The organism is Methanobacterium sp. CWC-01, assembly GCF_030323845.1.
Taxonomy (GTDB): domain Archaea; phylum Methanobacteriota; class Methanobacteria; order Methanobacteriales; family Methanobacteriaceae; genus Methanobacterium; species Methanobacterium aridiramus.
In genome coordinates this window covers 918,867-942,021 of record NZ_CP040735.1, presented here as the reverse complement: position 1 = coordinate 942,021, position 23,155 = coordinate 918,867, and the positions used below count along the sequence as shown (strand labels likewise).

The window sequence follows — 23,155 nt, the reverse complement described above, 5'->3', positions numbered from 1 at the left end:
CACATGTTGAAATGAAGCTAAGACCTTTACAGATTCTAGACCACATTCATTAAGAATTTACATATACAACTTATCCTTTAAGTAATAACATGGACCTATTTCTTCTTTTGAAGATTATAATTGCCCTGGCTTTAGGAGCACTGATTGGTATAGAAAGGGAGAGGAAGGGACATGAAATGGAATTTGCCGGGGTCCGTACCTTTATGCTTATTTCCTTCCTGGGAATAACTTCTGCCTACCTTTCCCAATTCAACTCTTTCTTTTTAGGACTGGCCTTTATAGGGGTGGTGGTTTTGATAGCTGCCAGTTATCTGGTAACCACCCGTAAAAATGGTGATGTGGGTCTAACCACTGAAGTGGCCGCTTTGATCACCTTTATTTTAGGAGCAATGTGTATATCGGACCAAGGCCTCCAGGTGGCACCGATCCTAGCCATAATCATCACCACCATACTGGCCACCAAGAAGTATCTGCACCGCTTTGTCAGGAGAATAAGTGAGAAAGAACTTATCAACACCCTAAAGTTCCTTATAATAGCCTTTGTAATACTTCCACTGCTTCCCAACACTACTCTGGGTCCGCTGGAAGTTTTCAATCCCTACCAGATCTGGTTGATGGTGGTTTTCATCTCGGCCATAAGTTACACCGGATATATTCTCATGAAATTCATAGGCCCTGATCGAGGGCTGGGTTTAACGGGCATAATAGGCGGATTCGTTTCCAGCACTGCGGTAACTACTTCCATGGCGGCTCGGGTAAAAGAAAGCAACTTCCTCATGGGGGCCGCTGTTTTCGCCACGGTGGTGGCCAGTGCCATGATGTTCCTCAGGGTGTTGCTGGAGGTTTCTGTAATCAATCCTTCACTGATTTTCCTGGTGGCGGTGCCCATGCTGGTTATGGGTGTTCTGGGAATAATACTTGCCATATTTATCTGGAGACGGGTTGAGAATCGGGATATGGATGCAGATTTACAACTTGAAAATCCCTTCTCCCTAAAGCCAGCTTTAATATTTGGAGGGCTTTTCTTAGCAGTTCTTTTCGTTTCAAAGATGGCTAACATCTATTTGGGTAGTAGAGGTGTTTATCTGGCCAGCATTATCTCGGGGGTGGCCGATGTAGATGCCATCACCATCAGCATGTCACTATTGGCACCCCACACCATCACTCCTACCACCGCGGCCACAGCCATTACCCTGGCGGCCATGTCCAACACCGTGTTCAAGTTCCTCATAGCACTATTTTTAGGTACCCGTAAATTCGCCACCAACGTGGGGTTAATTTTCCTCTTAATAATCATAGCCGGGGTACTGGCCATATTTTTAGCATGATCATGCTCGTTTTTGAAATGTTAATGAAGTTGATACAGGAGCCATGGCTAGTTCAAGGTAGTGTATAAATAACATCAGCACTGACTTTTATTTTAGGTATTTTAAGGTGGTATCATGCGCATACTTTTAATTCACTCTGATTATTTGAAATATGAAACCAAGAACCAGACCAGAATTGCAGAAAAAATAGATGATGATAGGAAAAAAGGACAGTACCAAGATGTTCTGGTGGTTTTCACTGCTGTGGAAAAGGAGGATGAGGAGAATCCTCAAAATATCATCGAAAAGGCGGTCCTGGAGATTGAAGATGTCTTCGGAAAGGTTAAGGCTGATAAGATAGTCATATACCCCTATGCTCATTTAAGCTCTTCTCTGGGGGCTCCAGAGTTTGCTAAGGGTGTTCTTAAAAGTTTAGAATCTGCCCTTTTAGATAATGGCTTGCCAGTGGCCAGGGTGCCCTTTGGCTGGTACAAATCTTTCCAGGTGGCCTGTAAGGGACACCCCTTATCAGAACTCTCCAGAACCATCACCGCCGAGTCCCGAGCTGAAGAAGAGACAAAAGAAGAACAGGAATCTCAGTTTTTCATTCTGTTCGAAGGTGAACTCCACGACCCGGAGACCTTCCACTACGAAAATCAGGACTTAGAACAGCTGGTTAAGTATGAACTGGGGGTTTCAGAGTCTTCCGGTGATGAACCACCTCATGTGAAGCTCATGCGTGAGAAGAGTCTGGCTGATTATGAACCATCCGCCGATGTGGGCCATCTGCGCTGGTATCCCAAGGGCCGTCTCATTCGAGACCTCTTATCCGACTACGTTTATGGCCTGGTAACTGAAAGGGGGGCCATGCCCGTGGAAACACCCATTATGTACGACCTGGCCGATGATGCCATACGGGTGCATGCCGAGAAGTTCGGGGAACGCCAGTACCGTATGGGTGGTAAGAAGGAATTAATGTTAAGATACGCCTGCTGTTTTGGGGCCTTTAGGGTTCTTTCTGACTCCTTTTTAACCTGGAAGAATCTTCCGGTAGGCATCTATGAACTTTCCACCTACAGCTTCCGATTAGAGAAGAAAGGAGAAGTAGTGGGCCTTAAACGGCTGAGGGGATTCACCATGCCCGATCTGCACACCGTCTGCGCTGATCTTAATCAGTCCCTTCAGGAATTCGACCAGCAAATACTCATGTGCCAACAGACGGGAGAAGACCTTAACGTCAACTACGAGGTAATCATGCGTGCCACCCAGGATTTTCTGGACCAAAACCGGGAGTGGGTATCCCATGCTGCGGAAAAAATAGGTAAACCTGTTCTCCTGGAGGTTTTACCAAAACGAAAGCACTACTGGATAGCTAAAATGGACTTTGCTGCTATAGACTACTTGGGAAGGCCTATTGAGAACCCAACTATCCAAATTGACGTAGAAAGTGGGGAAAGGTTTGGAATAACCTATATTGACCAGAATGAACAGGAGCATTATCCTATAATAATCCACTGCAGCCCTACTGGAAGTATTGAGCGAGTTATATGCAGCCTTCTTGAGAACACCGCAGTACGAATGGAGCAAAGAGCTCCCATGTTGCCTGTCTGGTTATCTCCCACTCAACTGCGCATCCTCCCGGTGGCGGACCGGCATCTGGACTTTGCCATGGAACTGGCTCAGGAGATGCGAAAAGCCCAGATTCGGGTGGATGTAGATGACCGGCCGGACCGGGTGGGTAAAAAAATACGCAACGCTGCCGGGGATTGGGTACCATACGTAGTGGTGATTGGAGATAAAGAACTTGAGCAGGGTATATTCAATGTTTCAGTCCGAGAAACCAGTGAAAAAGTAGACATGACTCAAGATGAGCTCTTAAACACCATCAAAGAGGCCGTTCAGGGAATGCCATTCCGTTCATTACCTCTACCCCTTTTATTATCCCGCAGAGTAAACTTCTAGGCCAAAACCAAATAATTTTTTTACCAAAAACCTCTCCAGGTACCTTGAAGGGTCTGTTTATTTTTTATAAGTATTTTTTATACTCATATTTTTTTACACTTTCTTCTACCATCTCCCGGCCGAGACTAACTTTCTGATTATTTAATTTTTAATTTAGAGCGGATAGATAAGCTTAAATATAATAATGATAAGTTATAAGTTATAAGTTATAAATGGAGGCCGGTTTAAATGGCAGAAGTAATTGCAATACTGAATCAGAAGGGAGGTTGTGGGAAAACCACCACTGCGGTTAATCTTGCCGCGGCATTAGCTCTGATGGGGAAGCAAATCCTGGTCATCGACCTTGATCCCCAGGGCAACGCCACCACCGCCTTTGGAATTGAAAAAAATGAGATTGATAAAACTATATACACCGTCCTCATCGGTCAGGATACCATGGAAGAGGCCCTTTTGCCGACTGAAATTTCTGGACTGCACCTGATTCCCAGCAATATTTCACTGAGTGGGGCTGAAATAGAACTGAGCAAGGAAGTGGGTTACCACACCATTTTAGACATGTCCATGGATGGAATAAGGGGCCATTACGATTATATATTCATAGACGTGCCACCTTCGCTGGGCATACTCACCATAAATTCTCTGATGGCTGCTGATAGTGTGCTCATCCCTATACAGGCTGAATTTTATGCTCTGGAGGGAATGGCTGATCTTATGGAGGCCATGGAACTGGTTGAAACCAGACTTAAGAGTCCATCCCCCATTAAAGGCATTCTTCTCACTCTTTTTGATGCCCGAACCCGGCTGGGTAGGGATGTCTACAGCAACATCAAAGAATACTTTGGGGAAAGAGAATACGTTTTCAAGACCATCATACCCCGTAACATCACATTAGCCGAAGCCCCCAGTCATGGTAAGCCCTGTATTATCTACGATGAGGAGAGCACTGGCACGGAGGCCTATAAAAAGCTAGCCAGGGAGTTTATCCTGTTGGAGGACAACAAATGAATCCTAAAAAAACTGGCGGGGCCCTGGGTAAAGGCTTAGATGCCCTAATAAAGAGGGAAAAACCAGCTGCAACTGAGATTGATGAGAAACCACCCGGTGTAAAAGGATCAGGTAATAAATCAAAATCATCCACCACTTCTGCTACTAGGAGATCTGCCAATGGTGATCCGACCATCCAGGCAGTTTTAATGGAAGTTCATAAGAATCCCCGGATATCTCTATGGTCGGTTCGCTCTGCGGCGGTTCTGCGTTTTTTGAAAAAAACAAAACCAGAGTTTAGCATCAGTAAGGAAGCTTCGGCCTTGATAGAAGCCGCAGTTCAGGATAAATATCCTGATATCTGGAAACTCTTCCAGGACCAGGACTTTAAATTATAACGTGTTTTAATTATAACTTATAAGTTTTAAGTTATCACTTGTAAGTTATAATATTTGTTTAAAATAATTTAGAAGTTAAGGGTGGACTGATAAATTCGGTTTAATTTAATAAATGGTTCAGCCCGCTTGATCCACACTCCCGTTTTTTTCAAATCTTCTAAACTAGTGAAAACATGCCCTGATCTTCGAGCCGCTAATATTTTCCTAGCAGACTTAGGACCAATACCTGGGACTTTGATCAAATCATTAAAACTGGACTCATTTATCTCCACCGGAAAGTTTTCCGGATGGAATTGGGCCCATAACTGTTTAGGATCATCATCCAGGAACAGGTGATCAGAATCATCTAATATCATATCTTTCACTGCAAAACCATAGGAGTTAAGAAGGAATTGGGCCTGATACAAACGGGGAACACGTTTCGGATCCGGTGGGGAATGACTATTTAGAGGAGTGCCCTCTAAAGGAATAAAAGGACTTAGATAGCTTAATTTAATATTTAAATTTTTGTTTAACCATTGCACACGCTTCAATATATCCGCATCATTTTCCTGATTGGCCCCTACCATCAACTGGGTGCTTTGCCCAGCAGGAGCAAGTTCTGGATAACGATTTTTCAATCGATTAATCCATTTCATCCTTCTTAAAACATCTTTATGATAATCCTTGGTCGTGGTAAGCTCTGAAAAACCAGAGGACGTTGCTGATTCTAAGTTAACACTTATACGATCAGCTAAACTCATGGCCCGTTTGATCTGGTCGTAAGAAGCTCCTGGAAGTATCTTGAGATGAATGTACCCCTGATACTCATGTTCCTTCCTCAACAAACGGGCTACTTCCACCAAGTTTTCCATGCCCTTATCCGGATCACCAGGAAGACCTGAACTTAAAAAAAGTCCTTCGGCATAGTGATTCTGGTAATACTGTAGAAACACTGACACTAACTCTTGAGGACTGTATTCTTCCCGGTTAAACTTGTTTTGACAGTTATTTAAACAGTAAAGGCAATCACAGGTGCAGTGATTGCTCATCAGAGTTTTGAACAGTGGTACTGAACATCCCTGGGCGGTTTGGGCATGGTAGATGCCGGGGAGCTTGGCTGATGTAAAATTCTCCTGATTAAGACTAACATAATTACAGAGATCGTACTGGGATCCCTCCCCCAGGATTCTTAACTTTTCTAAGTTCATTACTATATGATTTTTTCCCGCACCATCTTAAATTTTTTTGAAAAGCGCCATATGGGATATTAGTTTTATAGGGAGGGTGGTCAAACTAAAAATATGCGATTGATACTGTCTGGTACTGGTAGTGCAGTGGGAAAAACTACCATTGCCACCGGCATAATGAAGGCTTTTTCAAGAGAATACAGGGTTCAACCTTTTAAAGTGGGGCCGGACTATATTGACCCCACCTATCACACCCTGGCCACTGGCCACAGCTCCCGTAATCTGGACTCCTTTTTCATGTCAGAACCCCAAATCCGGGAAGCTTTCCAGAGGGGGCTTAATATTTCCAAAGCAGACATGGGAATTATTGAAGGTGTTCGGGGCCTATATGAAGGTATCAGTCCTACGGGAGATGTGGGCAACACCGCTTCCGTGGCTAAGGCTTTAAACGCTCCGGTGGTTCTAATATTAAACGCCAGGAGTCTGGTTAAAAGTGCAGCAGCCATAGTTATAGGTTTTAAGACCCTGGATCCGGAAGTTCGCATTGAGGGGGTTATCCTGAACCAGGTAAAAAACCGTAAACATTACTTGAAAACCAAAGAAGCTGTGGAGAAACTGGCTAAAACACCAGTAGTTGGTGGTATACCTCGTAGTGATGAAATAAAAGTTGAGCAGCGTCACCTGGGCCTGGTCCCCGCTGTGGAAAGGGAGAATATCCTGGGATACATTGGTGATTGGGGTCGGGTGATGGAGGAAAATCTTGATCTGGATGCCCTTCAAGAGATAATGAGGGGAGCAGGTGAACTTCCTCCGGGAAGGGAAGCTCTATGGAGAAGTGGGGGTAATAAAAAAGTTAAAATTGGAGTGGCCCGGGATGAAGTATTCACTTTCTATTACCAGGAGAATCTGGAGGCACTAGAGGCCAACCATGCCCATCTGGTGTATTTCAGCCCCCTCCACCATGAAGAAATTCCGGATGTGGATGGTCTTTACATTGGGGGGGGATATCCTGAGATCTTCTCCCGGGAACTGGAGGCCAACCACTCCATGCGGAAATCTGTGGTTAAGTTTCACCAGGAGGAACGTCCCATCTACGCCGAGTGTGGGGGGCTTATGTATTTGACTCGTAGTATCAACCAGCAGGAAATGTGTGGAATATTCCCTTACCCCTCTCAGATGACGGCCAAACCTCAAGCCCTTAGTTATGTAATATCCCAGGCCATCGAGGACAACGTTATTCTTAAAAAGGGCGAAACCTTCCGGGGCCATGAATTTCACTACTCGAAGGTGACACTGGAGGGTAACACACCAAAATTTGCCTTCAAAGTACTCCGCGGAAGGGGTATTGCTTCTAAAAGGGATGGATTGATGGATAAAAATGCTCTGGCCAGTTATGTGCATACTCACGTAGCAGCCTGCCCACCATTCCCTGCTAACTTCACGGACTGCGCCCGAGAATAGTGGTACATAGTTTTATATTTCCAGACTATTATATCAGATAACCCTGACATTTTTTTAATCCGAAGGCAAGAAAAATGAAAGTAAAAGATGTAGATCTCTTTTCACCATACATCGTGGTGGTGGTCATTGGGCTGTACGTAGCCCTGGCGCTGGTTGGATTTGAAAAACACCTGAGGAACCTGCAGTATCCAGACCCAGCAACCTTCGGCTACATAGCACTGGGAACCTTATTCTTCACACTGGGAGTGGTTTTACCATGGCTCATATATCGTTACTCTGGCCACCTGAAAACTTTTTTCAATAAACCGGAAACTGATCTTGAAAGTGATCCCACCTGGTATTCCCAGTTGAGATTCCTCCTTAACGAGAAACTACTCCTGGGTATCGTGATTTTTAGCCTCCTCCTGCAGGCCACTAATCTCTATCTTTTGGGCGGCATCCCCCTACTGAGTGGATATCTTAAGTTTAAGGCCACCACCGACTTATGGCGGATAGCCTACCCCCTTTTCTTACCTGCCTTAAATCTGCTCCTAGCCAAATATCCACGTAAAATTTATTACCTCCTGTTTTTAATAGGCCTGGCCCTGTTTGGCTTAACTGGTTACCGGACCACCACCCTGGCGATCATAATCAGCGTATTTATCACTACCTATTACACTCGCCGTCTGAAAACATCCCATATAATTGGATTCATCACCTTCATAGCCTTAATTGGTATTGCCGTGGGATACATAGCAGTTAAAGCCATCGAATGGCAACAATGGAGCTTGAACCCCTTTGATCTGGTTTTTTACCGAGCCGCATTTACCACTATGGTTCTGTCTAAAATTGTGGCCATGCAGGGTGCTACCGGTGGAGATCTCTTTCTACAGATATTTTCATCTGGTCATCCACGAGTCACAGTGGGTTGCACCGCCCTGGGTTACAAAGCTTGCATTACCTCCACCATCTTTGGTCCCGCCCTTCTGGACTTCGGGGCCATCGGATTGGCAATTCAGATGTTACTCATCGGTCTGGCTTTAAGGATGGTGTACAATGTACAGAAAATTAAAAATGGTGTATATGCTGCACTTTATTCAATTATTCTGGCTCACACTCTAATATGGGTAGAAACTGGGCCTACTGACATTACTGTCTGGCTTTTCTATGCTATGGCACTTTTTGGGGTGCTGATATTCTGGTTAAGGTATTCTAAATTGAATTTAAAATAGAATGGAGCACTCCTTTTATAATCTAAAATCCATAATGCTTCTAAATTTTCTACTGTAGAATTATTTACTTCGCTATATATCATAGTTCTTTCTACTGTAGAAGATTGTTGTCAATATAATCCTTTTAATAATTTATTCATTTAATATTAGCTTATTTTTTTGTATAAAAAATTATATTAATCGTTATAATCCTTTTTAGGCTGTTAATAAATATTTTTTTTAAAATTTCATTCTGAGTCCTCTAATGATTACTGTTCGCTTAATTTAATCATTATTCGCCCGGGGTTCGCACCTGTTTCAATGTTTCAATGAAAGCATTAATAATTTCTTCAGGTTTTGTGCATCAAAAGTTACACTTGAAATGGTGGTCTTGGTACACACTCATTTCAACAAAACTCATAAAAAATGTATTTAAAGACGTTATCATGGTCTTTAAATTGTACAATCACTGCATAACATTTCATTTGATCCCATGATACATTCGAATTTTAATTATTTTACTAAAATATAATCAAATAATCTTTCTTTATCCCATATGGACTTCTTAATCACTGTAGACTGCAGAGAATATGGGTATAAAAACCTTTTTGAAAAAATTAAATGAAAAAATACTTATTAGATCATCAAAATAGCATCACCGGTGATAAAATGGTTGTTAAAATAGGAGTTATTAAATGCGGTAACTTAGGTACCTCTCCTGTCATCGACTTAGTGTTAGACGAGAGGGCCGACCGACCTAATATAGATGTAAGAGGCGTGGGTTCAGGTGCAAAGATGAACCCAGAACAGATCGAAGAAGCAGTGCCAAAAATAATGGACTTTGAACCAGACTTCGTGGTATTCATCAGCCCCAACCCTGGTGCCCCTGGCCCAGCAAGAGCAAGAGAACTCTTATCTGAAATGGACGTTCCTGCGGTTATAGTTGGTGACGCTCCTGGAATGGGTAAAAGAGAGGAAATGGATGAGCAAGGCCTGGGATACATCGTAGTCCTGGGAGACCCTATGATCGGTGCCCGAAGAGAATTCCTGGATCCCACTGAAATGGCCAGCTTCAACGCCGATGTTATCAAGGTACTGGCTGCTACTGGAGCATACCGTGTCGTACAGCAAACTCTGGATGATATCATAGCCACCTGCGAAGCCGGTAACGAAATTGAACTACCAAAAGTAGTTATTGACGCTGCCAAAGCCACAGGTGCTGGTGGATTCTCTAACCCTTACGCTAAAGCCAAAGCTATGGCTGCTTACGAAATTGCTGCTAAAGTGGGAGATATAGACCTCAAGGGTTGTTTCATGGTTAAAGAAATGGAAAAATACGTCCCCATTGTTGCTTCCGCCCACGAAATGATTGCCGCCGCAGCTAAACTTGCAGTTGAAGCCCGGGAAATAGAAAAAGCTAACGACACTGTCGTGCGTAAACCACACGGTGCACAAGGTCAGACTCTATTCAAGACCGAGTTAGTATCCAAACCAGAATAGAACTAATTTAAAAGCAGTCCTTGGGGCTGCTTCACATTTTGTTTTTTTCTTTTTAAGAATAATTTTCAACTTTGAATCAATTTTAAGTATTCCATTCGGGGTAAGTTCTCGTCTTTTTAGAAAATTACATTTAACTGTCTGTTGATAATACAAATAAGTGGATTTAATAATAAGAGGCAGTCGATGATCCAAGATCTTATAAAACGTTTCTACGATGCAGCCAGCATGCAACGCTGGAATGATCATATCCGCCTGGTGGAACTTAACGAACTTGATAAACAGGCTCATAAAATGGTCATTGCCTATGTGATAGCTAAATTCGAAGAAGAAAGACTGGGAAAGGGTAGGGTTAACTGGATTGAACTTATTGAGGGCGGTATCTTCGAGTTCCTCCACCGCCTGGTGTTAACCGATATAAAACCGCCTGTTTTCCACAAGATGATGGCTGAAAAGGGAAATGAATTAAATACACATGTTTTTAGAGTGTTGCAACATGATATGGTGGGACTGGGTGATGAGAAATTTAAAGAAAGATTTGAAGGTTACTTTACCAGTCCACAAAACAGCCTCGAGCGACGTATACTCCGTGCTGCCCATTATCTGGCCACTAACTGGGAATTCAAGATTATTTACCACGCCGCACCCTTTATCTACGGCATTGAAAGGACTAAAGAAAACATCGAAAACCAGATTGAAGACCATTACGACCTCATAGGTGTGCAGAAGATTCTTCTGGGAAAGAAATCCTTCGGCTTTATAGATCTTTGTGGACAACTCCGCTTCCAGAAAAGATGGGCCCATACGCCTCGCATTCCCGAAACTTCAGTCCTGGGCCACATGCTCATAGTGGCGGCCACTTCTTATTTGGGCACTTTGGAAATGGGAGTGGAACCCTGCAATAAAAGACTTTACAACAATTTCTACGCCGGCCTTTTCCACGACCTTCCAGAAGTACTCACCAAGGACATTATATCACCAATAAAACGTTCTGTGGAAGGACTAGAAGACACTATTAAAAATTATGAAGATTACCAGATGAAAGAGGAATTATTACCTCTGCTTCCCAAGACCTGGCATGAGGAGATGAGGTATTTCACTTATGGGGAGTTTAAGAATAAGGCAAAACAGGAGGGAGAAATAGTTTTGGATATTTCATTTAAAGACCTGAATAAGAAATTTAATGAGGATCAATACTTCCCCATGGATGGGGAGATTATAAAAGCCTTCGATCAACTCTCTGCATTTATAGAGGCCAAATTATCCATAAAACATGGAGTTTCTTCTGACGCTCTCCTCGAGGCAGAATCTAATATTTACAATTTGATGAAGGACTCTAAGGTTTCTGGGATAGATTTCGGTAGGATATTCCGCTACTTCTCCAGTTGAAAAAAATATCCCAAAAAAACTCTCCATTATTCCCTGAAGAGGTCCTGGAATTCGTCTACCTTAGCCACCCATTCTCCGCTCTTCTGGTCATTGCCGTTGATTATCAATTTTTTCACAAATTCCATCCCCTGCACCTCCAGAGCTGTCTTTATCTGGTCAGTTGCTCCCTGGTTCCCATTTCCTCCCATGGTGACCATGACAACTAACTTTTTACCCTTCACATTTTTCAACTCGCTGAGATATTGATTCACTCCTGGCGGGGCACGACCAGCCCATACCGGGCAGCAGAGAAGTAAACAATCATATTCAGACAGATCAGTAATACAATCTTGTATAGGCCATTTCTTTTCCAGATAAGCATGAATTGCTTTTATCATATACCAGCGGTCTTTTAACGGTTGGATTCTGGTTAAATCAGCATCTATAGTTTCACTGATCCGCTGGGCAATAACCATGGTGTTTCCGGTGTAGGAATAACAAGCTATAAGGGTTCTCATATTATTATTTCCAGTTTAATCTAATTAATAAGCATATCCTACCACTTCGACATCATGGTGCCTCTTCTACTTAGGTATCTAATCTCGGCCTAATACCGATATCATGAGAATTAAGAAAATAGGGATGACCATACTCCAGCGGGGATTGATGAATGAGATCATGATGGCATTAGAAATCACAACCGCAGAAGTTAAAAAGTGAACAGCAATTTGGGAAGCGCATTCCTATGGTCTCACTAGCATATAACTGGAGACAGAACCCACCGGGATCTGGAGGATACCACCGGATGGTCATGGCAATATTCCATCTGACAGCTCCCAACCAGCGCTAGGGAATAAAATTCCTTCTTGGACCTTTTTTTACCCCGCTTCAGAGCACACCCTTGGTACTGGGGATTAAGTCATGTTCTATCCGGCTGGCTTCTTTCAGGGCCCGGGCCAGGGCTTTAAACAGGGCTTCGATCTGATGATGATCGTTTTCTCCCTCGGCTCTGGCGTGTAGATTTATCTGTGCACTATGGGCGAATGATTCAAAAAAGTGTGGCACATTTTCGGTACTCAAATCTCCTACTTTAGATGATTTGAAGTTCATATCCAGGACAGTATAACTTCTTCCACTCAGATCAACCACTACCAGTGCCAGGGCCTCATCCATGGGAACTAAGGAGTTTGCCACTCTTTTAATGCCTTTTTTATCTCCTAAAGCTTCTTTATAGGCCAGGCCCAGGGTTATGCCCACATCTTCCACGGTGTGATGGTCGTCCACTTCCAGGTCTCCATCCACCTTTAAGTTAAGATCAAATAGTCCGTGACGTGCAAAAGAATTCAGCATATGGTCAAAAAACTGTATACCAGAATTTATATCATAGTTCCCAGCACCGTCAATATTTATTTCCAATTCGATGTCCGTTTCAGAGGTTTTTCTATTCATCTTCTTTAGGCGCATCTCTAATCACCCTTATGGCATCTTCAGGACATTTGGACGCACAGATGGTGCACAAGTGGCAGAAGCGCAGGTTGGTGGCCATTGCCTGTTTTCCAATGTTCCATATTTTAGCTCCCTTGGGACATTCTTCCTTGCAGATCCCGCAGCCAGTACACTTTTCAGGGTCAACTTCTATTCGCATTTAATCGTCCTAGTTGTTTGAGCCTTTTTAATTCTACATTCATATAAAAGGCTTCTAAACCCTTTCCTTCTGATAACTTATAAGTTATTAGTTGTGAGTTATAACTTCTAACTGATCTTTATAACCGATATAGAGGCGGCTTTGAATCCAATATAAACTTTTTTCCCTAGGTTTAAATCCAGTTTTTCCCGGGAATACTCTGTTATGTCTACCATAAGGCTGATACCATCAAGAGTAACGGTTAACCTAACAGTGCCTTCTTTAAGTTCCATGCCCACGATTTCACAGGGAAAAACATTCCTCAAACTGGAGGGCTGTGGCTCTAACATGACCATGATATCATCGGGGCTGATCAGAATTAGTACCGCATCTCCCACATCCAAATCTTCGGTTAAAGGGATGGATATCTTCATGCTGTCCAGGACAATCTTTATAATGCGTGAAACTTCATCAATTTCAGATACCAGTCCACTGATCTCGTTCACCACCCGGTGTTTGCGAATCACATTGGACAGCTTGATGTATTCCCAGGTTAGTGACTTGCCAGTTTCCGAGAGTCTGCTTCCTCCTCCTCCACCTTTCCCTCCTCTTTGGGTGATCACCACCGGTGATTCTACTTCCGTTTCCATATCCTCGATGTACTTAAGGGCACTGCGGTATGGAATATTGGCTTTCTTGGAGGCCTTCATTATGGATCCTAGCTCATCAATGTATTTTAGAAGGAAGAACCTTTTTTGATCGAAAAATACAGTTTTGTCCCCTATCTCTAAATGGACATCTACCTGAAGTTGGTCGCTTATGTTATTCATGGCATGAACCTGTTAATTTCTCATTCAATATTTGAATATTTTTCAAGGAATATGGTAAAGCGTTTTAAGGTTTTTCGGAGGCTTTTAAACCCTTCTTCATCGCCCTTAACGCCATCTAAAGTATCCTGGGACCAAAAATTAGCACCTAAATTAGCACCAAAAGCCCCCCCACTAACCGGTATTGCTCCGTTGAGGATGTAATAGGTGATGATCTGCTGCATGGCCAGTTCCTGACCTCCAGCCCGGTCTCCACCAACGGTAATACCCATCCCCACTTTGTACTGCAGAAAATTAAAATCAACAGCTCCCAAAGCCCGGCAACGATCCATAACAGCTTTTAAATTAGCACTAAGGCCTCCGTTGTAAATAGGGGTGGCCATTATAAGTCCCTGGGCCTCCTGGATGAGGGGATACACCTGGTACATGTCATCCTTCAGTATACACTCCTTCTTACGCATACAGTAATCGCAGTGACGACAGGGGCCAATTTTTTTTCCCCGCACTGTGAAAAATTCGGTTTCGAACCCCTTCTCTTTCATCATGGCCAGGGCTTCTTGTAAAACGTATTCGGTGGCCTGTTTCCTAGGACTTCCACATATTCCCAGTATGATAAGATCACTCCCCTATTACTTATTATGCAAGGTCTAATTTAACCTTCATGTCTGGCTGTGGTAGATATTTTCATTCTATCAAGATCCTGGATTAATAGGAAGTTAACCTTTCTTCGTAATACCTTCGGGACATGGTTGGAGAAGCTCAGGCTACAGATTCTGTTAATCAGGATTTTTCAGGGTTATTGGTCTTAATTTTTAATTGGATTTGTACCGTTGCAGGGTTAAATTGAACAGTTAGAGAAGGTTTTTGGGTTCTTGGGGTGGATTATGATCATTTTGCTATCAACCCCTGTAGCTTTACTCTGGGGATGGGGAGTGGAAAAAGACGTGGTCTCCTATTTCCTTGTGAAATGTGGATTTAAAGCTGATTAAGTATAAATTGCTTGTAATAACTTCATAAATGATTGAAATGTTGTAGTTTGGTTCTTTTTTGTTAATTGGGTCATTGGGTGGGGCACAGTGTATTTTAGGAATGGATCTTTTTATGAATTCTGATTAGCTTGGCTTTATTTTGGTANAATAATCTTTTTTTGAAGGTATGTTGGGGAAAATAACAATGGATTGGGTTTATCTATTTTTGGTCTTGTGAATTCCCTCTAAAGACGTCTTAAATCGAAAAAAAAGCTGTATGGCTTGGAATTTGCGAGAATAAAACCAGAAGCTTTATAAGTCATGTTCCAAAAATGCAGTGTTATACCATAGGGCCTCATCATACATGGATATGGTGAGTCACGGAGGCGGTATAATTAAGCGACAAATAAATTATGTGTTGCTATTAGCGTTAGCAATAGCAGTATGCACTTTACCCCTATCCGGGGCAGTTGACAACCTTTCAAGTCAAAGCACCAGTACTTCACAAGTGACTAGTATTGATTCAGCAAATTCGGCTTCAGTTGCAAAACCAGAAGTCAACGCGGCTTCCTATTACTGGAAGAAGAAAACCTACTACGTGAAAAAGTACAAGTACAAGAAAAAGTACCGGAACGGCCGCTACAGATACGTCCGAGCCGCATACTATGTTAAAGTCACCAAATACGTGAAAGTATACTACAAATCCAGTTACAAATCCAGCAAAGGTTCTAAAGGAACCGGAGACTGCTGGACCAACAGTGCAATACTTTACAATCAATTGAAAAAACAAGGATACAAAGTAAGAATCATTCAATACGCCACCAGCATGTCATCCCGACACCGATCCGTACAATACTACAAAAACGGCAAATGGGTAAACTACGACTACAAAGGCAACGGATACGCAATGCGATACTACTGGACATCCAACTACGTCAACGGTAAAGTAATCCAAAGCTCCTAAAAAAAAGAAAAGCCCAAAAGGACACGGATTCAGAGTGCAAACTCTTAATCCTCCACCATTTTATTATATGGGTAGCGGAGTTTTCAAGAAAATTAATTGTATTAGTTGTTCTATTTTAATTTTATTCAATTTGCAAACTAATTTGTTTCCATTATTTGCAAAGAATTTCGAATTTCGTACATTCAATTTGTCCATTCCATCATCAACTATGGAGAGGTTTGAATCCTAAATTGGTCGATAGTTTCTGTAATTTAGTTTATATATTTGCATTAAGTTGTAAATTAAAGATTAAAACATTATATTTTAAGTTTTATGGCAAAAAAGAGTTAATGTGAAGTTATATCTAAGTTTAACTCCCAGTATTTTATAGAACCACTTGTGACTTGATTATCGTCTACTTGGGCACTAAAAAATTTCATAAAGAATGAGAATTAAAAAATAGAGATTAAGAGCATATTTTAAGAAAATGCTCTTTTTAAATGGATTCGTCTTCGTCCAGAGCCAGACGCATGGTGTCTGGGTCCTGGGGCATGTGTTCCAGGAAATCCTCGGCTGCGTGGCGGACATCACGGGATCCGATAATGTAACGGCCCACCACAATAATGTCAGCACCACTTTCCAGGGCTTCATTAACCTTCTGGGGGGTTATTCCTCCGGCCACCGCAACTAAGCGGTTGCCGCCTAAAATCTCTTTGATCTCTTTGATGTTGCCCCATTCAGTCATTTCATCGAGTTTTTCGCCTTTTTCTTTTTTAAGTGTCTCTAGGTCCACGTTACGGTGTAGTAACACAATATCTGGCATGAAATTCAGGTTCTGAAGTTTTTCCAGGAAATTGTCCACGTTCATCATATCCAGAATGGAGTAAATCCCCTGTTTCGAGGCTTCGTGGATGGCTTTTTCAATGGATTCGATGGTTCCCAGGCCAGAAATGGCCACTGCATCAGCGGTTTCATCGGCAGCCATTTTAACTTCTATTCGCCCCACATCCAGGGTTTTTAAATCCGCTATGATGAAGGCGTCCTGTTTGAGCTCCCTGATTTTGCCTACCACGCTCACCCCGAATTTTTTGACCAGGGGGGTTCCGGCTTCGATTAGGATCCGCTCGCGGTCCGGAAGGCTATTGATAATTCGCTCCATTTCGGCCATGTTATCCAGATCCAGTGCAACTTGCAGGTATGGAGGATCCCATAGGCGGTTAACCTTGAATCCCATAATTCCGTGTACTCCTCGGTCTTTTTCTGATAGTACTTTATCTACTGATGGATAGCTAGTCATGGCCCTTTTAATGGCCAGTTTGGTGGCCCCATAGTTGTACTGATAAATTTTCCGGTAGTCAGAGGCTTCTGGGTGTATAAATACACTGACTATGAGAACCAGATCTTCAGCATCTTCACTAGGTATTAAACCTTCCTGCACGGCATCGGCCACGGCACGCCCTACCGCGGTTTGAGCCGGTCCAAATATCTTATTAGCATCACCTAAATCTCTGACTGAAACTTTGGGAATAATTAAAGTGGCGGGTTTGGTCATTAAATTGGGCCGGATAACCGATAACAGGGGAGTGTGTCCCAGGGACATATTTCCCATGTTACTGACGAAGGCATTCCCTACGGGCCCTTCTTTGTCTCCGATAACTAGATCAATGTGAGCAATTTCATTTCCATTTCCAATTAAGGCTTCACCTATCCTGTACATGATCATTGTCCTCCTATGGTCTGTTTAAAACTATGGACTTAAAGAGTATAAAAAGATAATTAAAGGCCCTTAATCTTGATAGATAAAATATGGTTTCCTAGAAATTGTGCATTAGAATAGATTAGCATGCTTTAGAAAAGAAAAAATAAAAAAATAAAAATTGAAAGGACGATTAACTTAATTTACCTTCTATATAATCGTCGTAACCCTGCAGATCCAGTAAACCGTGGCCTGAGAAGTTTATGATGATATTCTTCTCTTCTTTTTCCTTTCTGCACTTTATGGCTTCATCCATACCTACTTTTATGGCATGGCAGGTCTCTGGGGCTGGTATTACTCCTTCCACATCGGCAAATATCTTACCCGATTCGAAGATTTCGGTTTGAGTGACTGAACGTGCTTCTATCAATTTTTCGTGTGCTAATAGAGCCACCAGTGGCGACATTCCGTGATATCTCAATCCGCCAGTGTGTATGGCTGGTGGTACGAATTCATGTCCCAGGGTATACATTTTTATCAGCGGAGTCATACCTGCTGTGTCTCCAAAATCGTAACGGTATTCGCCCTGGGTTAGAGTGGGACAGGAATTGGGCTCGGCAGCAATGAATTTACAGTTGATGTTTCCATCTAGCTGGTCTTTAATAAATGGGAAAACCGCTCCTGCGAAGTTACTTCCTCCTCCCACGCATCCTACCATGATGTCTGGCTCAGCATCGATCATGGCCAGTTGTTTCTTGGTTTCCAGGCCGATAACAGTCTGGTGGAGCATGACATGGTTTAAGACACTTCCCAGGGAGTAGTAAATTTTTTCATCTTTCAAGGCGTCTTCGATTGCCTCTGAGATGGCAATACCTAAAGTTCCGGGATGGTCCGGGTCTTCACTCAGTATTTTCCTGCCGAATTCTGTTTTATCACTGGGTGATGGTAATATTTCCCCATTGTAGAGATGCATAATAGTTTTACGGTATGGCTTCTGTTGGAAGGATACCCGTACCATGTAAACCCGGCAGTCGATATCCATCATGTTACAGGCCAGTGACAAAGCTGAACCCCATTGTCCTGCGCCGGTTTCGGTGGTGAGCATCCTGGCCTTGTCTTTTTTTGCATAATAGGCTTGAGCTATGGCTGTGTTGAACTTGTGACTTCCTGTGGGAGACATGTCCTCCCTTTTGTAGAATATCTTGGCTGGGGTGTCCAGATGATCCTCCAGGCCTTTAGCACGGTAAAGGGGGCTTGGCCTCCCGACCTTTTTGTAAATCTTTCTAACTTTTTTTGGAATTGTTATGTAACGTTTCTGGGATAGTTCTTGTTCTAAAACGCCTCTGGAAAATATTTTGGGCAGATTTTCCAGTTGTTTTCCTTCTTCGGTTTGTGAATATTCAGGAAATTCCACTGGCAAATCAGCGGATAGGTTGTACCATTTTTTTGGAATTGCTTTAGCCGGTAAAGTAACTCTTTGCATGATTATCACCTTCTATTGATAGCCCACACTATCTTGACCGTACTATTTAAACCTTTGTTGTATAATTTTGTACATTATATTTTTACCTTAAATTATAAAGAGCTTAGAACATAAAATACAACATATGAAGATTTTGGCAATTGATGTGGGAACTGGTACACAGGATATCATGCTATATGACTCTGAGGAACCAATTGAAAACGCAGTAAAGCTGGTACTTCCCTCTCCCACTCGTATAATAGCAAATAAAATAGGAAACCATCACCACGATATTTTCTTGAGTGGAGAAACCATGGGTGGTGGGCCGGTTACCAGAGCCATAAAAAGACACTTGGATAAGGGCTACCGGGTGGTTATGACCAAAAGCTCAGCTCGAACTGTACGCGATGATTTAAATGAAGTAAGGTCCGCCGGAATTGAAATCGTGGATGATGGAGAAGAACATCCAGAAATTGCTGAGATAAAGCTGGGAGACATAGATCTTGATATTTTAAAAGGAGCACTACAATATTTTGATGTTCCCCTGGAATTTGACCAAGTGGGCGTGGCCGTTCAGGATCATGGTTTCTTGAAGGAAATGGGGGACCGTGATTTTCGTTTCCACAAGATAAGGGAAAAAATGAACGCACCCTTACTTCCGGAAGAGTTTGCTTTCCATGCCGAGGCTCCTGATTACTTTACCCGTATGCAGGGAGTTTTACGTACCTTAAAAGGTTACAAACCCACAGTAATGGATTCCAAGTTCGCAGCCCTGTGTGGATGTACCTGTGACCCGTTCGTGGAGGCCTTGGAAAACTTCGTGGCCCTGGACATTGGAAATGGCCACACCCTGGCCGCATCCTTTAAAGATGGAAAAATATGTGGAGTTTTTGAGCATCATACCCGCATGTTGACTCCATCAAAAATAGAGAGCTTCATCAGTAGGTTGGTCTCCGGAGAAATTACTCATGAAGAAGTTCATGAGGATGGTGGCCACGGAGCATGGGTGGTGGAGCCCATTGAAGGGTGTGAAATAGTGGTGGCCACCGGCCCCAGGAGGAAGATAATGGATAGAACTGTTTACAGCGTTTACAATGCTGCTCCTGCTGGGGATGTTATGATGGTGGGGCCAGCCGGCCTTATTAGGGCTATAATGTCCAAGAGAGGATAATGGGGACATGATCATAGATACACACATACACAGCACTTATTCGCCAGATTCAAGTTCCACTGTAGCTGATATTGTAAAGTACAGTCGTAAGATTGGCCTGGATGCGGTGGCCATCGCCGACCATGATACCATGAAAGGATCAAAGGAAGCCTTAAATAGATTTAAGGGGCTTAAAGATTTTGTAATAATCCCTGCCATGGAAATCAGCACTAATAAAGGCCATATTGTGGCATTGGGAATAAAAGAGGAGATCAGTCCTGGTTTAGATCCGGAAGAAACCGTGGATCTAATTAGAGACCAGGGGGGAATTGCAGTAGCTGCCCATCCATTCGTACGCTACCGTGAAGGCATTTTCAGCCGCATTACCAGTTTAGATGTGGATGCCCTGGAAACCCTAAACTCCAGGTACATTTTTGGTTATTCCAACTGGAGGGCTCGTAAGATGGCTGAGGAAACTAACGTTCCTCAATTGGGAGCTAGCGATGCCCACTTCCTGGGAGCTATTGGCAGTTGTGTCACTGAATTAGAGGCAGATTTCGATGTGGAAAGTATTCTGGAAGTTATACTCTCTGGAAAGACCAATGTTTTTGGGGATCGAACACCTCTCCCCCTTATAATAAAGGAAGTCATCAATAAGAAGATAAAGAAAGTTTAACTTCAATTTAAGAAAAAATTTCTCATATTTATACTCGTCATGATAGTTGAATTCATTCAGGAAAACTTCCTATACCTTCATCCCGGTTACACCCTACTTAACACCATTGTTTTTGGCATTATCCTGGGATTGTCCATTCTAATCATAATCCGCATGTTCAAATGGCTCAGAAAGGATCCTGGAGAATTGTTCCTGGCCCTGGTACCATTCATCTTCTTTGGTTCCAGCACCCGGGCCCTGGTGGATAATGGATTGTATCCCCTCTCCCTGCTACTGGTAACTCCGGGCATATACGTTCTAACAGCCTTGGCCTCCATAACCGCCCTTCTTTTTTCAGTGTACCTGGAAAAGAAAACAGGATGGGACTATCGATATCTCCTGTTTAGTATGGGGGTCTTGATGTGTGTTCCCAACGTATTCATGATTCAATACATCAACCCGGTTCCCTTAATTCAGATATTAGGGTTTTGGGCTTTGATATCCGCACCTTTCATCTTTTTAAGGAATAAATGGTGGCTAATCAAAGATAAATTTAATTTAAGTGTCCTGATTGCTCACCTGCTGGATGCTAGCACCACTTTCGTGGCAGTGGACTTCTATGGTTATGGAGAGCAGCATGTGCTGCCTAATTTCCTCACCCAACTAGCTGATACTGCAGTCGTGATGTTTCCACTCAAGATTACAGTGATATTGGCGGTTTTATATGTAATAGACACCAATGTGAATGACAAGACCACCAGGAATATGCTGAAACTGGCTGTATTCATATTGGGATTGGCTCCTGGGCTTCGGAACTTGCTGAGTCTGATCATGGGCAGCTGATAATCCCAATTTATTTATGAAACACTAACCTACCATAATAATAACTTTAGAATAAGTTGAGGTCTTCCCATGTACATGGATATGGTGAAAGCAAAGATGAGCTTACCCGGGAGGGTTAAAATATTCGACACCACCCTCCGGGATGGTGAACAAACACCAGGAGTAGCCATCACACCCAAAGAAAAGCTAAGAATAGCCAAACGGCTGGATGTTCTGGGAGTCGATACCATAGAGGTTGGCTTCCCGGCTGCTTCACCAGGAGAACAGCAAGCAGCCCGAGAAATAAAGGAATTAGGCTTGAATGCCCAGATTTGTGGTTTAGCCCGGGTGTTGCAGGAAGACCTGGATGCTGCCATAAACAGTGAAGTGGATTACATCCACACCTTCATCGGCACTTCTCCCCTCCACCGGGAGTACAAGCTTAAAATGGGTAAGGAAGATATTCTCCAAAAGGCCGTAGAAGCGGTGGAATATATAAAGGATCATGGCATCGTGGCCGAATTTTCAGCAGAAGATGCGACTAGAACTGAATTTGACTATCTATTGGAGATATACAGGGCTGTGGAATCAGCTGGGTCTGATTATATAAACGTACCAGATACTGTGGGAGTGATGGTCCCCTCTTCCATGAACTATCTAATTGGAAAGCTCAAAAAGGAGCTGGCCGTGCCCATCAGTGTCCACTGTCACGATGACTTTGGCCTAGCGGTGGCCAACTCCCTGGCCGCGGTAGAAGCTGGCGCCGAACAAGTACATGCCACCATCAATGGAATCGGGGAACGGGCTGGTAACACCTCCCTGGAAGAAGTGGTCATGGCTTTAATCATCAATTATGATGTAAAACTTAATATAAACACCAAATTATTGGTGGACACTTCCCAGATGGTGTCCAGGATAACCGGGGTTAGAATACCGCCCAACAAAGCTATTGTGGGAGACAATGCATTTGCCCACGAGGCCGGTATTCATGTTCACGGGGTTTTAGCCAAGGCAGAGACCTACGAACCACTCATGCCTGAGATTGTAGGCCACACCCGGCGCATAGTACTGGGCAAACACACCGGAGCCCGGGCTTTATGGTCCAAACTGGATGACTATGGTATTGAGATGAATGAGGATCAGTTCTGCCAGGTCTTTGACCAGGTAAAGAAACTGGGTGACAAGGGTAAAATGGTCACTGATGCAGATTTAAAGGCCCTGGCGGAGACAGTGCTAGGTAGAGCACAAAAAGAAACAGTCAAACTAGAAGGACTCTCCGTACTCACCGGAGACAACGTACTGCCCACCGCCACCATCAAATTGAACATAGATGGAGAGGTCAAAACCGCTGCTAAAACGGGAGTGGGCCCGGTTGATGCTGCCATAAATGCTATACAAAGTTTAGTTAGTGACACCGCCGATATAGAACTAAAGGAATATAATATTGAGGCTATAACGGGTGGTACCAATGCCCTGGCGGAGGTGTTTGTGATCATGGCCGACAAAGAGGGTAACCAGGCCACAGGCCGGTCCACGGTAGAAGACGTAGTGATGGCCAGTGTGGAAGCGGTATTGGATGCCATAAATAAAATATTAATGGTAAAATTGATCTAAAAACTATTAACCAAAAAAGGGCATAAAATGGGGTGATTGAATGGTTTATATAAAAGGT

At 43.1% G+C, this 23,155-nt stretch carries 21 protein-coding genes; 13 read left to right on the top strand and 8 right to left on the bottom strand.

What is annotated here, in order from left to right; genetic code table 11:
* The first annotated feature begins 89 nt into the window (after nt 1-89).
* From FGU46_RS05040 to FGU46_RS05025, 4 genes are all read left to right on the top strand, one after another.
* The gene (locus tag FGU46_RS05040) at nt 90-1,328 is read left to right on the top strand and encodes an MgtC/SapB family protein (RefSeq protein WP_286477886.1); all 1,239 of its coding nucleotides are present in this window, start codon (nt 90-92) and stop codon (nt 1,326-1,328) included.
* 114 nt (nt 1,329-1,442) lie between these two features.
* Nucleotides 1,443-3,269, top strand: coding sequence for a threonine--tRNA ligase (locus FGU46_RS05035; RefSeq protein ID WP_286477881.1), 1,827 nt, complete (start codon nt 1,443-1,445; stop codon nt 3,267-3,269).
* 228 nt (nt 3,270-3,497) lie between these two features.
* Nucleotides 3,498-4,274, top strand: a complete 777-nt coding sequence (locus FGU46_RS05030; RefSeq protein WP_286477873.1) for a ParA family protein — start codon at nt 3,498-3,500, stop codon at nt 4,272-4,274.
* Nucleotides 4,271-4,651 (top strand): AAA family ATPase, encoded by a 381-nt coding sequence (locus FGU46_RS05025; RefSeq protein ID WP_286477867.1) that lies wholly within the window; start codon nt 4,271-4,273, stop codon nt 4,649-4,651. Before FGU46_RS05030 ends, FGU46_RS05025 begins: the two co-directional genes overlap by 4 nt.
* 68 nt (nt 4,652-4,719) lie before the next feature.
* Here the strand turns inward: FGU46_RS05025 and FGU46_RS05020 are convergent, their stop codons facing one another.
* On the bottom strand, nt 4,720-5,841 hold the full coding sequence (locus tag FGU46_RS05020) for a radical SAM protein (protein ID WP_286477857.1): 1,122 nt from the start codon (nt 5,839-5,841) through the stop codon (nt 4,720-4,722).
* A gap of 93 nt (nt 5,842-5,934) precedes the next feature.
* On the opposite strand from FGU46_RS05020, the gene cfbB reads away from it, so the two are divergent.
* From cfbB to FGU46_RS05000, 4 genes are all read left to right on the top strand, one after another.
* Complete coding sequence (cfbB, locus tag FGU46_RS05015) at nt 5,935-7,281, top strand: Ni-sirohydrochlorin a,c-diamide synthase (RefSeq protein WP_286477851.1); 1,347 nt, start codon at nt 5,935-5,937, stop codon at nt 7,279-7,281.
* 74 nt (nt 7,282-7,355) lie between these two features.
* Nucleotides 7,356-8,492, top strand: coding sequence for an oligosaccharide repeat unit polymerase family protein (locus FGU46_RS05010; protein WP_286477843.1), 1,137 nt, complete (start codon nt 7,356-7,358; stop codon nt 8,490-8,492).
* 648 nt (nt 8,493-9,140) lie between these two features.
* On the top strand, nt 9,141-9,971 hold the full coding sequence (locus FGU46_RS05005) for a F420-dependent methylenetetrahydromethanopterin dehydrogenase (RefSeq protein WP_286477840.1): 831 nt from the start codon (nt 9,141-9,143) through the stop codon (nt 9,969-9,971).
* 183 nt (nt 9,972-10,154) lie between these two features.
* A complete protein-coding gene (locus tag FGU46_RS05000) occupies nt 10,155-11,357 on the top strand; it encodes an HD domain-containing protein (RefSeq protein WP_286477831.1) in 1,203 nt (400 codons plus the stop codon).
* Between the two features lie 26 nt (nt 11,358-11,383).
* Here the strand turns inward: FGU46_RS05000 and FGU46_RS04995 are convergent, their stop codons facing one another.
* From FGU46_RS04995 to FGU46_RS04975, 5 genes are all read right to left on the bottom strand, one after another.
* Nucleotides 11,384-11,854: a flavodoxin family protein gene (locus FGU46_RS04995; RefSeq protein WP_286477825.1), complete on the bottom strand. Its 471-nt coding sequence runs from the start codon at nt 11,852-11,854 to the stop codon at nt 11,384-11,386.
* A 370-nt stretch (nt 11,855-12,224) separates the two neighbouring features.
* Nucleotides 12,225-12,800, bottom strand: coding sequence for an imidazoleglycerol-phosphate dehydratase HisB (gene hisB / locus FGU46_RS04990; RefSeq protein ID WP_286477819.1), 576 nt, complete (start codon nt 12,798-12,800; stop codon nt 12,225-12,227).
* Entirely contained in the window at nt 12,778-12,981 is a 204-nt protein-coding gene (locus FGU46_RS04985) for a ferredoxin family protein (protein WP_286477805.1), read from the bottom strand. The genes hisB and FGU46_RS04985 overlap by 23 nt, the downstream gene beginning before the upstream one ends.
* Nucleotides 12,982-13,088: 107 nt before the next feature.
* Nucleotides 13,089-13,790, bottom strand: a complete 702-nt coding sequence (locus FGU46_RS04980) for a TOBE domain-containing protein (protein ID WP_286477804.1) — start codon at nt 13,788-13,790, stop codon at nt 13,089-13,091.
* A 20-nt stretch (nt 13,791-13,810) separates the two neighbouring features.
* Entirely contained in the window at nt 13,811-14,401 is a 591-nt protein-coding gene (locus FGU46_RS04975) for a flavodoxin family protein (RefSeq protein ID WP_286478565.1), read from the bottom strand.
* Between the two features lie 718 nt (nt 14,402-15,119).
* On the opposite strand from FGU46_RS04975, the gene FGU46_RS04970 reads away from it, so the two are divergent.
* A complete protein-coding gene (locus FGU46_RS04970; protein WP_286477802.1) occupies nt 15,120-15,719 on the top strand; it encodes a hypothetical protein in 600 nt (199 codons plus the stop codon).
* A 475-nt stretch (nt 15,720-16,194) separates the two neighbouring features.
* On the opposite strand, the gene FGU46_RS04965 is transcribed toward FGU46_RS04970, so the two are convergent.
* Together FGU46_RS04965 and FGU46_RS04960 are read right to left on the bottom strand one after the other, a co-directional pair.
* Nucleotides 16,195-17,415, bottom strand: coding sequence for a bifunctional 5,6,7,8-tetrahydromethanopterin hydro-lyase/3-hexulose-6-phosphate synthase (locus FGU46_RS04965; protein ID WP_286477793.1), 1,221 nt, complete (start codon nt 17,413-17,415; stop codon nt 16,195-16,197).
* Nucleotides 17,416-17,587: 172 nt separating this feature from the next.
* Complete coding sequence (locus FGU46_RS04960; RefSeq protein WP_286478563.1) at nt 17,588-18,880, bottom strand: TrpB-like pyridoxal phosphate-dependent enzyme; 1,293 nt, start codon at nt 18,878-18,880, stop codon at nt 17,588-17,590.
* 121 nt (nt 18,881-19,001) lie between these two features.
* Between FGU46_RS04960 and FGU46_RS04955 the strand changes: the two genes are divergently transcribed.
* The 4 genes from FGU46_RS04955 to FGU46_RS04940 all read left to right on the top strand — a co-directional run bounded on the left by FGU46_RS04955 (nt 19,002) and on the right by FGU46_RS04940 (nt 23,097).
* Complete coding sequence (locus FGU46_RS04955; protein ID WP_286477787.1) at nt 19,002-20,027, top strand: DUF1786 domain-containing protein; 1,026 nt, start codon at nt 19,002-19,004, stop codon at nt 20,025-20,027.
* Nucleotides 20,028-20,034: 7 nt separating this feature from the next.
* Nucleotides 20,035-20,682, top strand: coding sequence for a PHP domain-containing protein (locus FGU46_RS04950; RefSeq protein ID WP_286477781.1), 648 nt, complete (start codon nt 20,035-20,037; stop codon nt 20,680-20,682).
* A 39-nt stretch (nt 20,683-20,721) separates the two neighbouring features.
* A complete protein-coding gene (locus FGU46_RS04945) occupies nt 20,722-21,504 on the top strand; it encodes a DUF63 family protein (RefSeq protein ID WP_286477776.1) in 783 nt (260 codons plus the stop codon).
* Between the two features lie 69 nt (nt 21,505-21,573).
* Nucleotides 21,574-23,097: a 2-isopropylmalate synthase gene (locus FGU46_RS04940; RefSeq protein ID WP_286477770.1), complete on the top strand. Its 1,524-nt coding sequence runs from the start codon at nt 21,574-21,576 to the stop codon at nt 23,095-23,097.
* The last annotated feature ends 58 nt before the right edge of the window (nt 23,098-23,155 follow it).

What these genes read in the sequence shown, in the direction of transcription:
- FGU46_RS05040 (WP_286477886.1), top strand. Translation starts at nt 90, where the DNA reads ATGGACCTATTTCTTCTTTTGAAGATTATAATTGCCCTGGCTTTAGGA.
- FGU46_RS04965 (WP_286477793.1), bottom strand. Translation starts at nt 17,415, where the DNA reads ATGTACAGGATAGGTGAAGCCTTAATTGGAAATGGAAATGAAATTGCT.
- FGU46_RS04955 (WP_286477787.1), top strand. Translation starts at nt 19,002, where the DNA reads ATGAAGATTTTGGCAATTGATGTGGGAACTGGTACACAGGATATCATG.
- FGU46_RS05005 (WP_286477840.1), top strand. Translation starts at nt 9,141, where the DNA reads ATGGTTGTTAAAATAGGAGTTATTAAATGCGGTAACTTAGGTACCTCT.
- FGU46_RS05010 (WP_286477843.1), top strand. Translation starts at nt 7,356, where the DNA reads ATGAAAGTAAAAGATGTAGATCTCTTTTCACCATACATCGTGGTGGTG.
- cfbB (WP_286477851.1), top strand. Translation starts at nt 5,935, where the DNA reads ATGCGATTGATACTGTCTGGTACTGGTAGTGCAGTGGGAAAAACTACC.
- FGU46_RS05020 (WP_286477857.1), bottom strand. Translation starts at nt 5,841, where the DNA reads ATGAACTTAGAAAAGTTAAGAATCCTGGGGGAGGGATCCCAGTACGAT.
- FGU46_RS05025 (WP_286477867.1), top strand. Translation starts at nt 4,271, where the DNA reads ATGAATCCTAAAAAAACTGGCGGGGCCCTGGGTAAAGGCTTAGATGCC.
- FGU46_RS05000 (WP_286477831.1), top strand. Translation starts at nt 10,155, where the DNA reads ATGATCCAAGATCTTATAAAACGTTTCTACGATGCAGCCAGCATGCAA.
- FGU46_RS04945 (WP_286477776.1), top strand. Translation starts at nt 20,722, where the DNA reads ATGATAGTTGAATTCATTCAGGAAAACTTCCTATACCTTCATCCCGGT.
- FGU46_RS04940 (WP_286477770.1), top strand. Translation starts at nt 21,574, where the DNA reads ATGTACATGGATATGGTGAAAGCAAAGATGAGCTTACCCGGGAGGGTT.
- hisB (WP_286477819.1), bottom strand. Translation starts at nt 12,800, where the DNA reads ATGCGCCTAAAGAAGATGAATAGAAAAACCTCTGAAACGGACATCGAA.
- FGU46_RS04985 (WP_286477805.1), bottom strand. Translation starts at nt 12,981, where the DNA reads ATGCGAATAGAAGTTGACCCTGAAAAGTGTACTGGCTGCGGGATCTGC.
- FGU46_RS04995 (WP_286477825.1), bottom strand. Translation starts at nt 11,854, where the DNA reads ATGAGAACCCTTATAGCTTGTTATTCCTACACCGGAAACACCATGGTT.
- FGU46_RS05035 (WP_286477881.1), top strand. Translation starts at nt 1,443, where the DNA reads ATGCGCATACTTTTAATTCACTCTGATTATTTGAAATATGAAACCAAG.
- FGU46_RS04970 (WP_286477802.1), top strand. Translation starts at nt 15,120, where the DNA reads ATGGATATGGTGAGTCACGGAGGCGGTATAATTAAGCGACAAATAAAT.
- FGU46_RS04980 (WP_286477804.1), bottom strand. Translation starts at nt 13,790, where the DNA reads ATGAATAACATAAGCGACCAACTTCAGGTAGATGTCCATTTAGAGATA.
- FGU46_RS04950 (WP_286477781.1), top strand. Translation starts at nt 20,035, where the DNA reads ATGATCATAGATACACACATACACAGCACTTATTCGCCAGATTCAAGT.
- FGU46_RS05030 (WP_286477873.1), top strand. Translation starts at nt 3,498, where the DNA reads ATGGCAGAAGTAATTGCAATACTGAATCAGAAGGGAGGTTGTGGGAAA.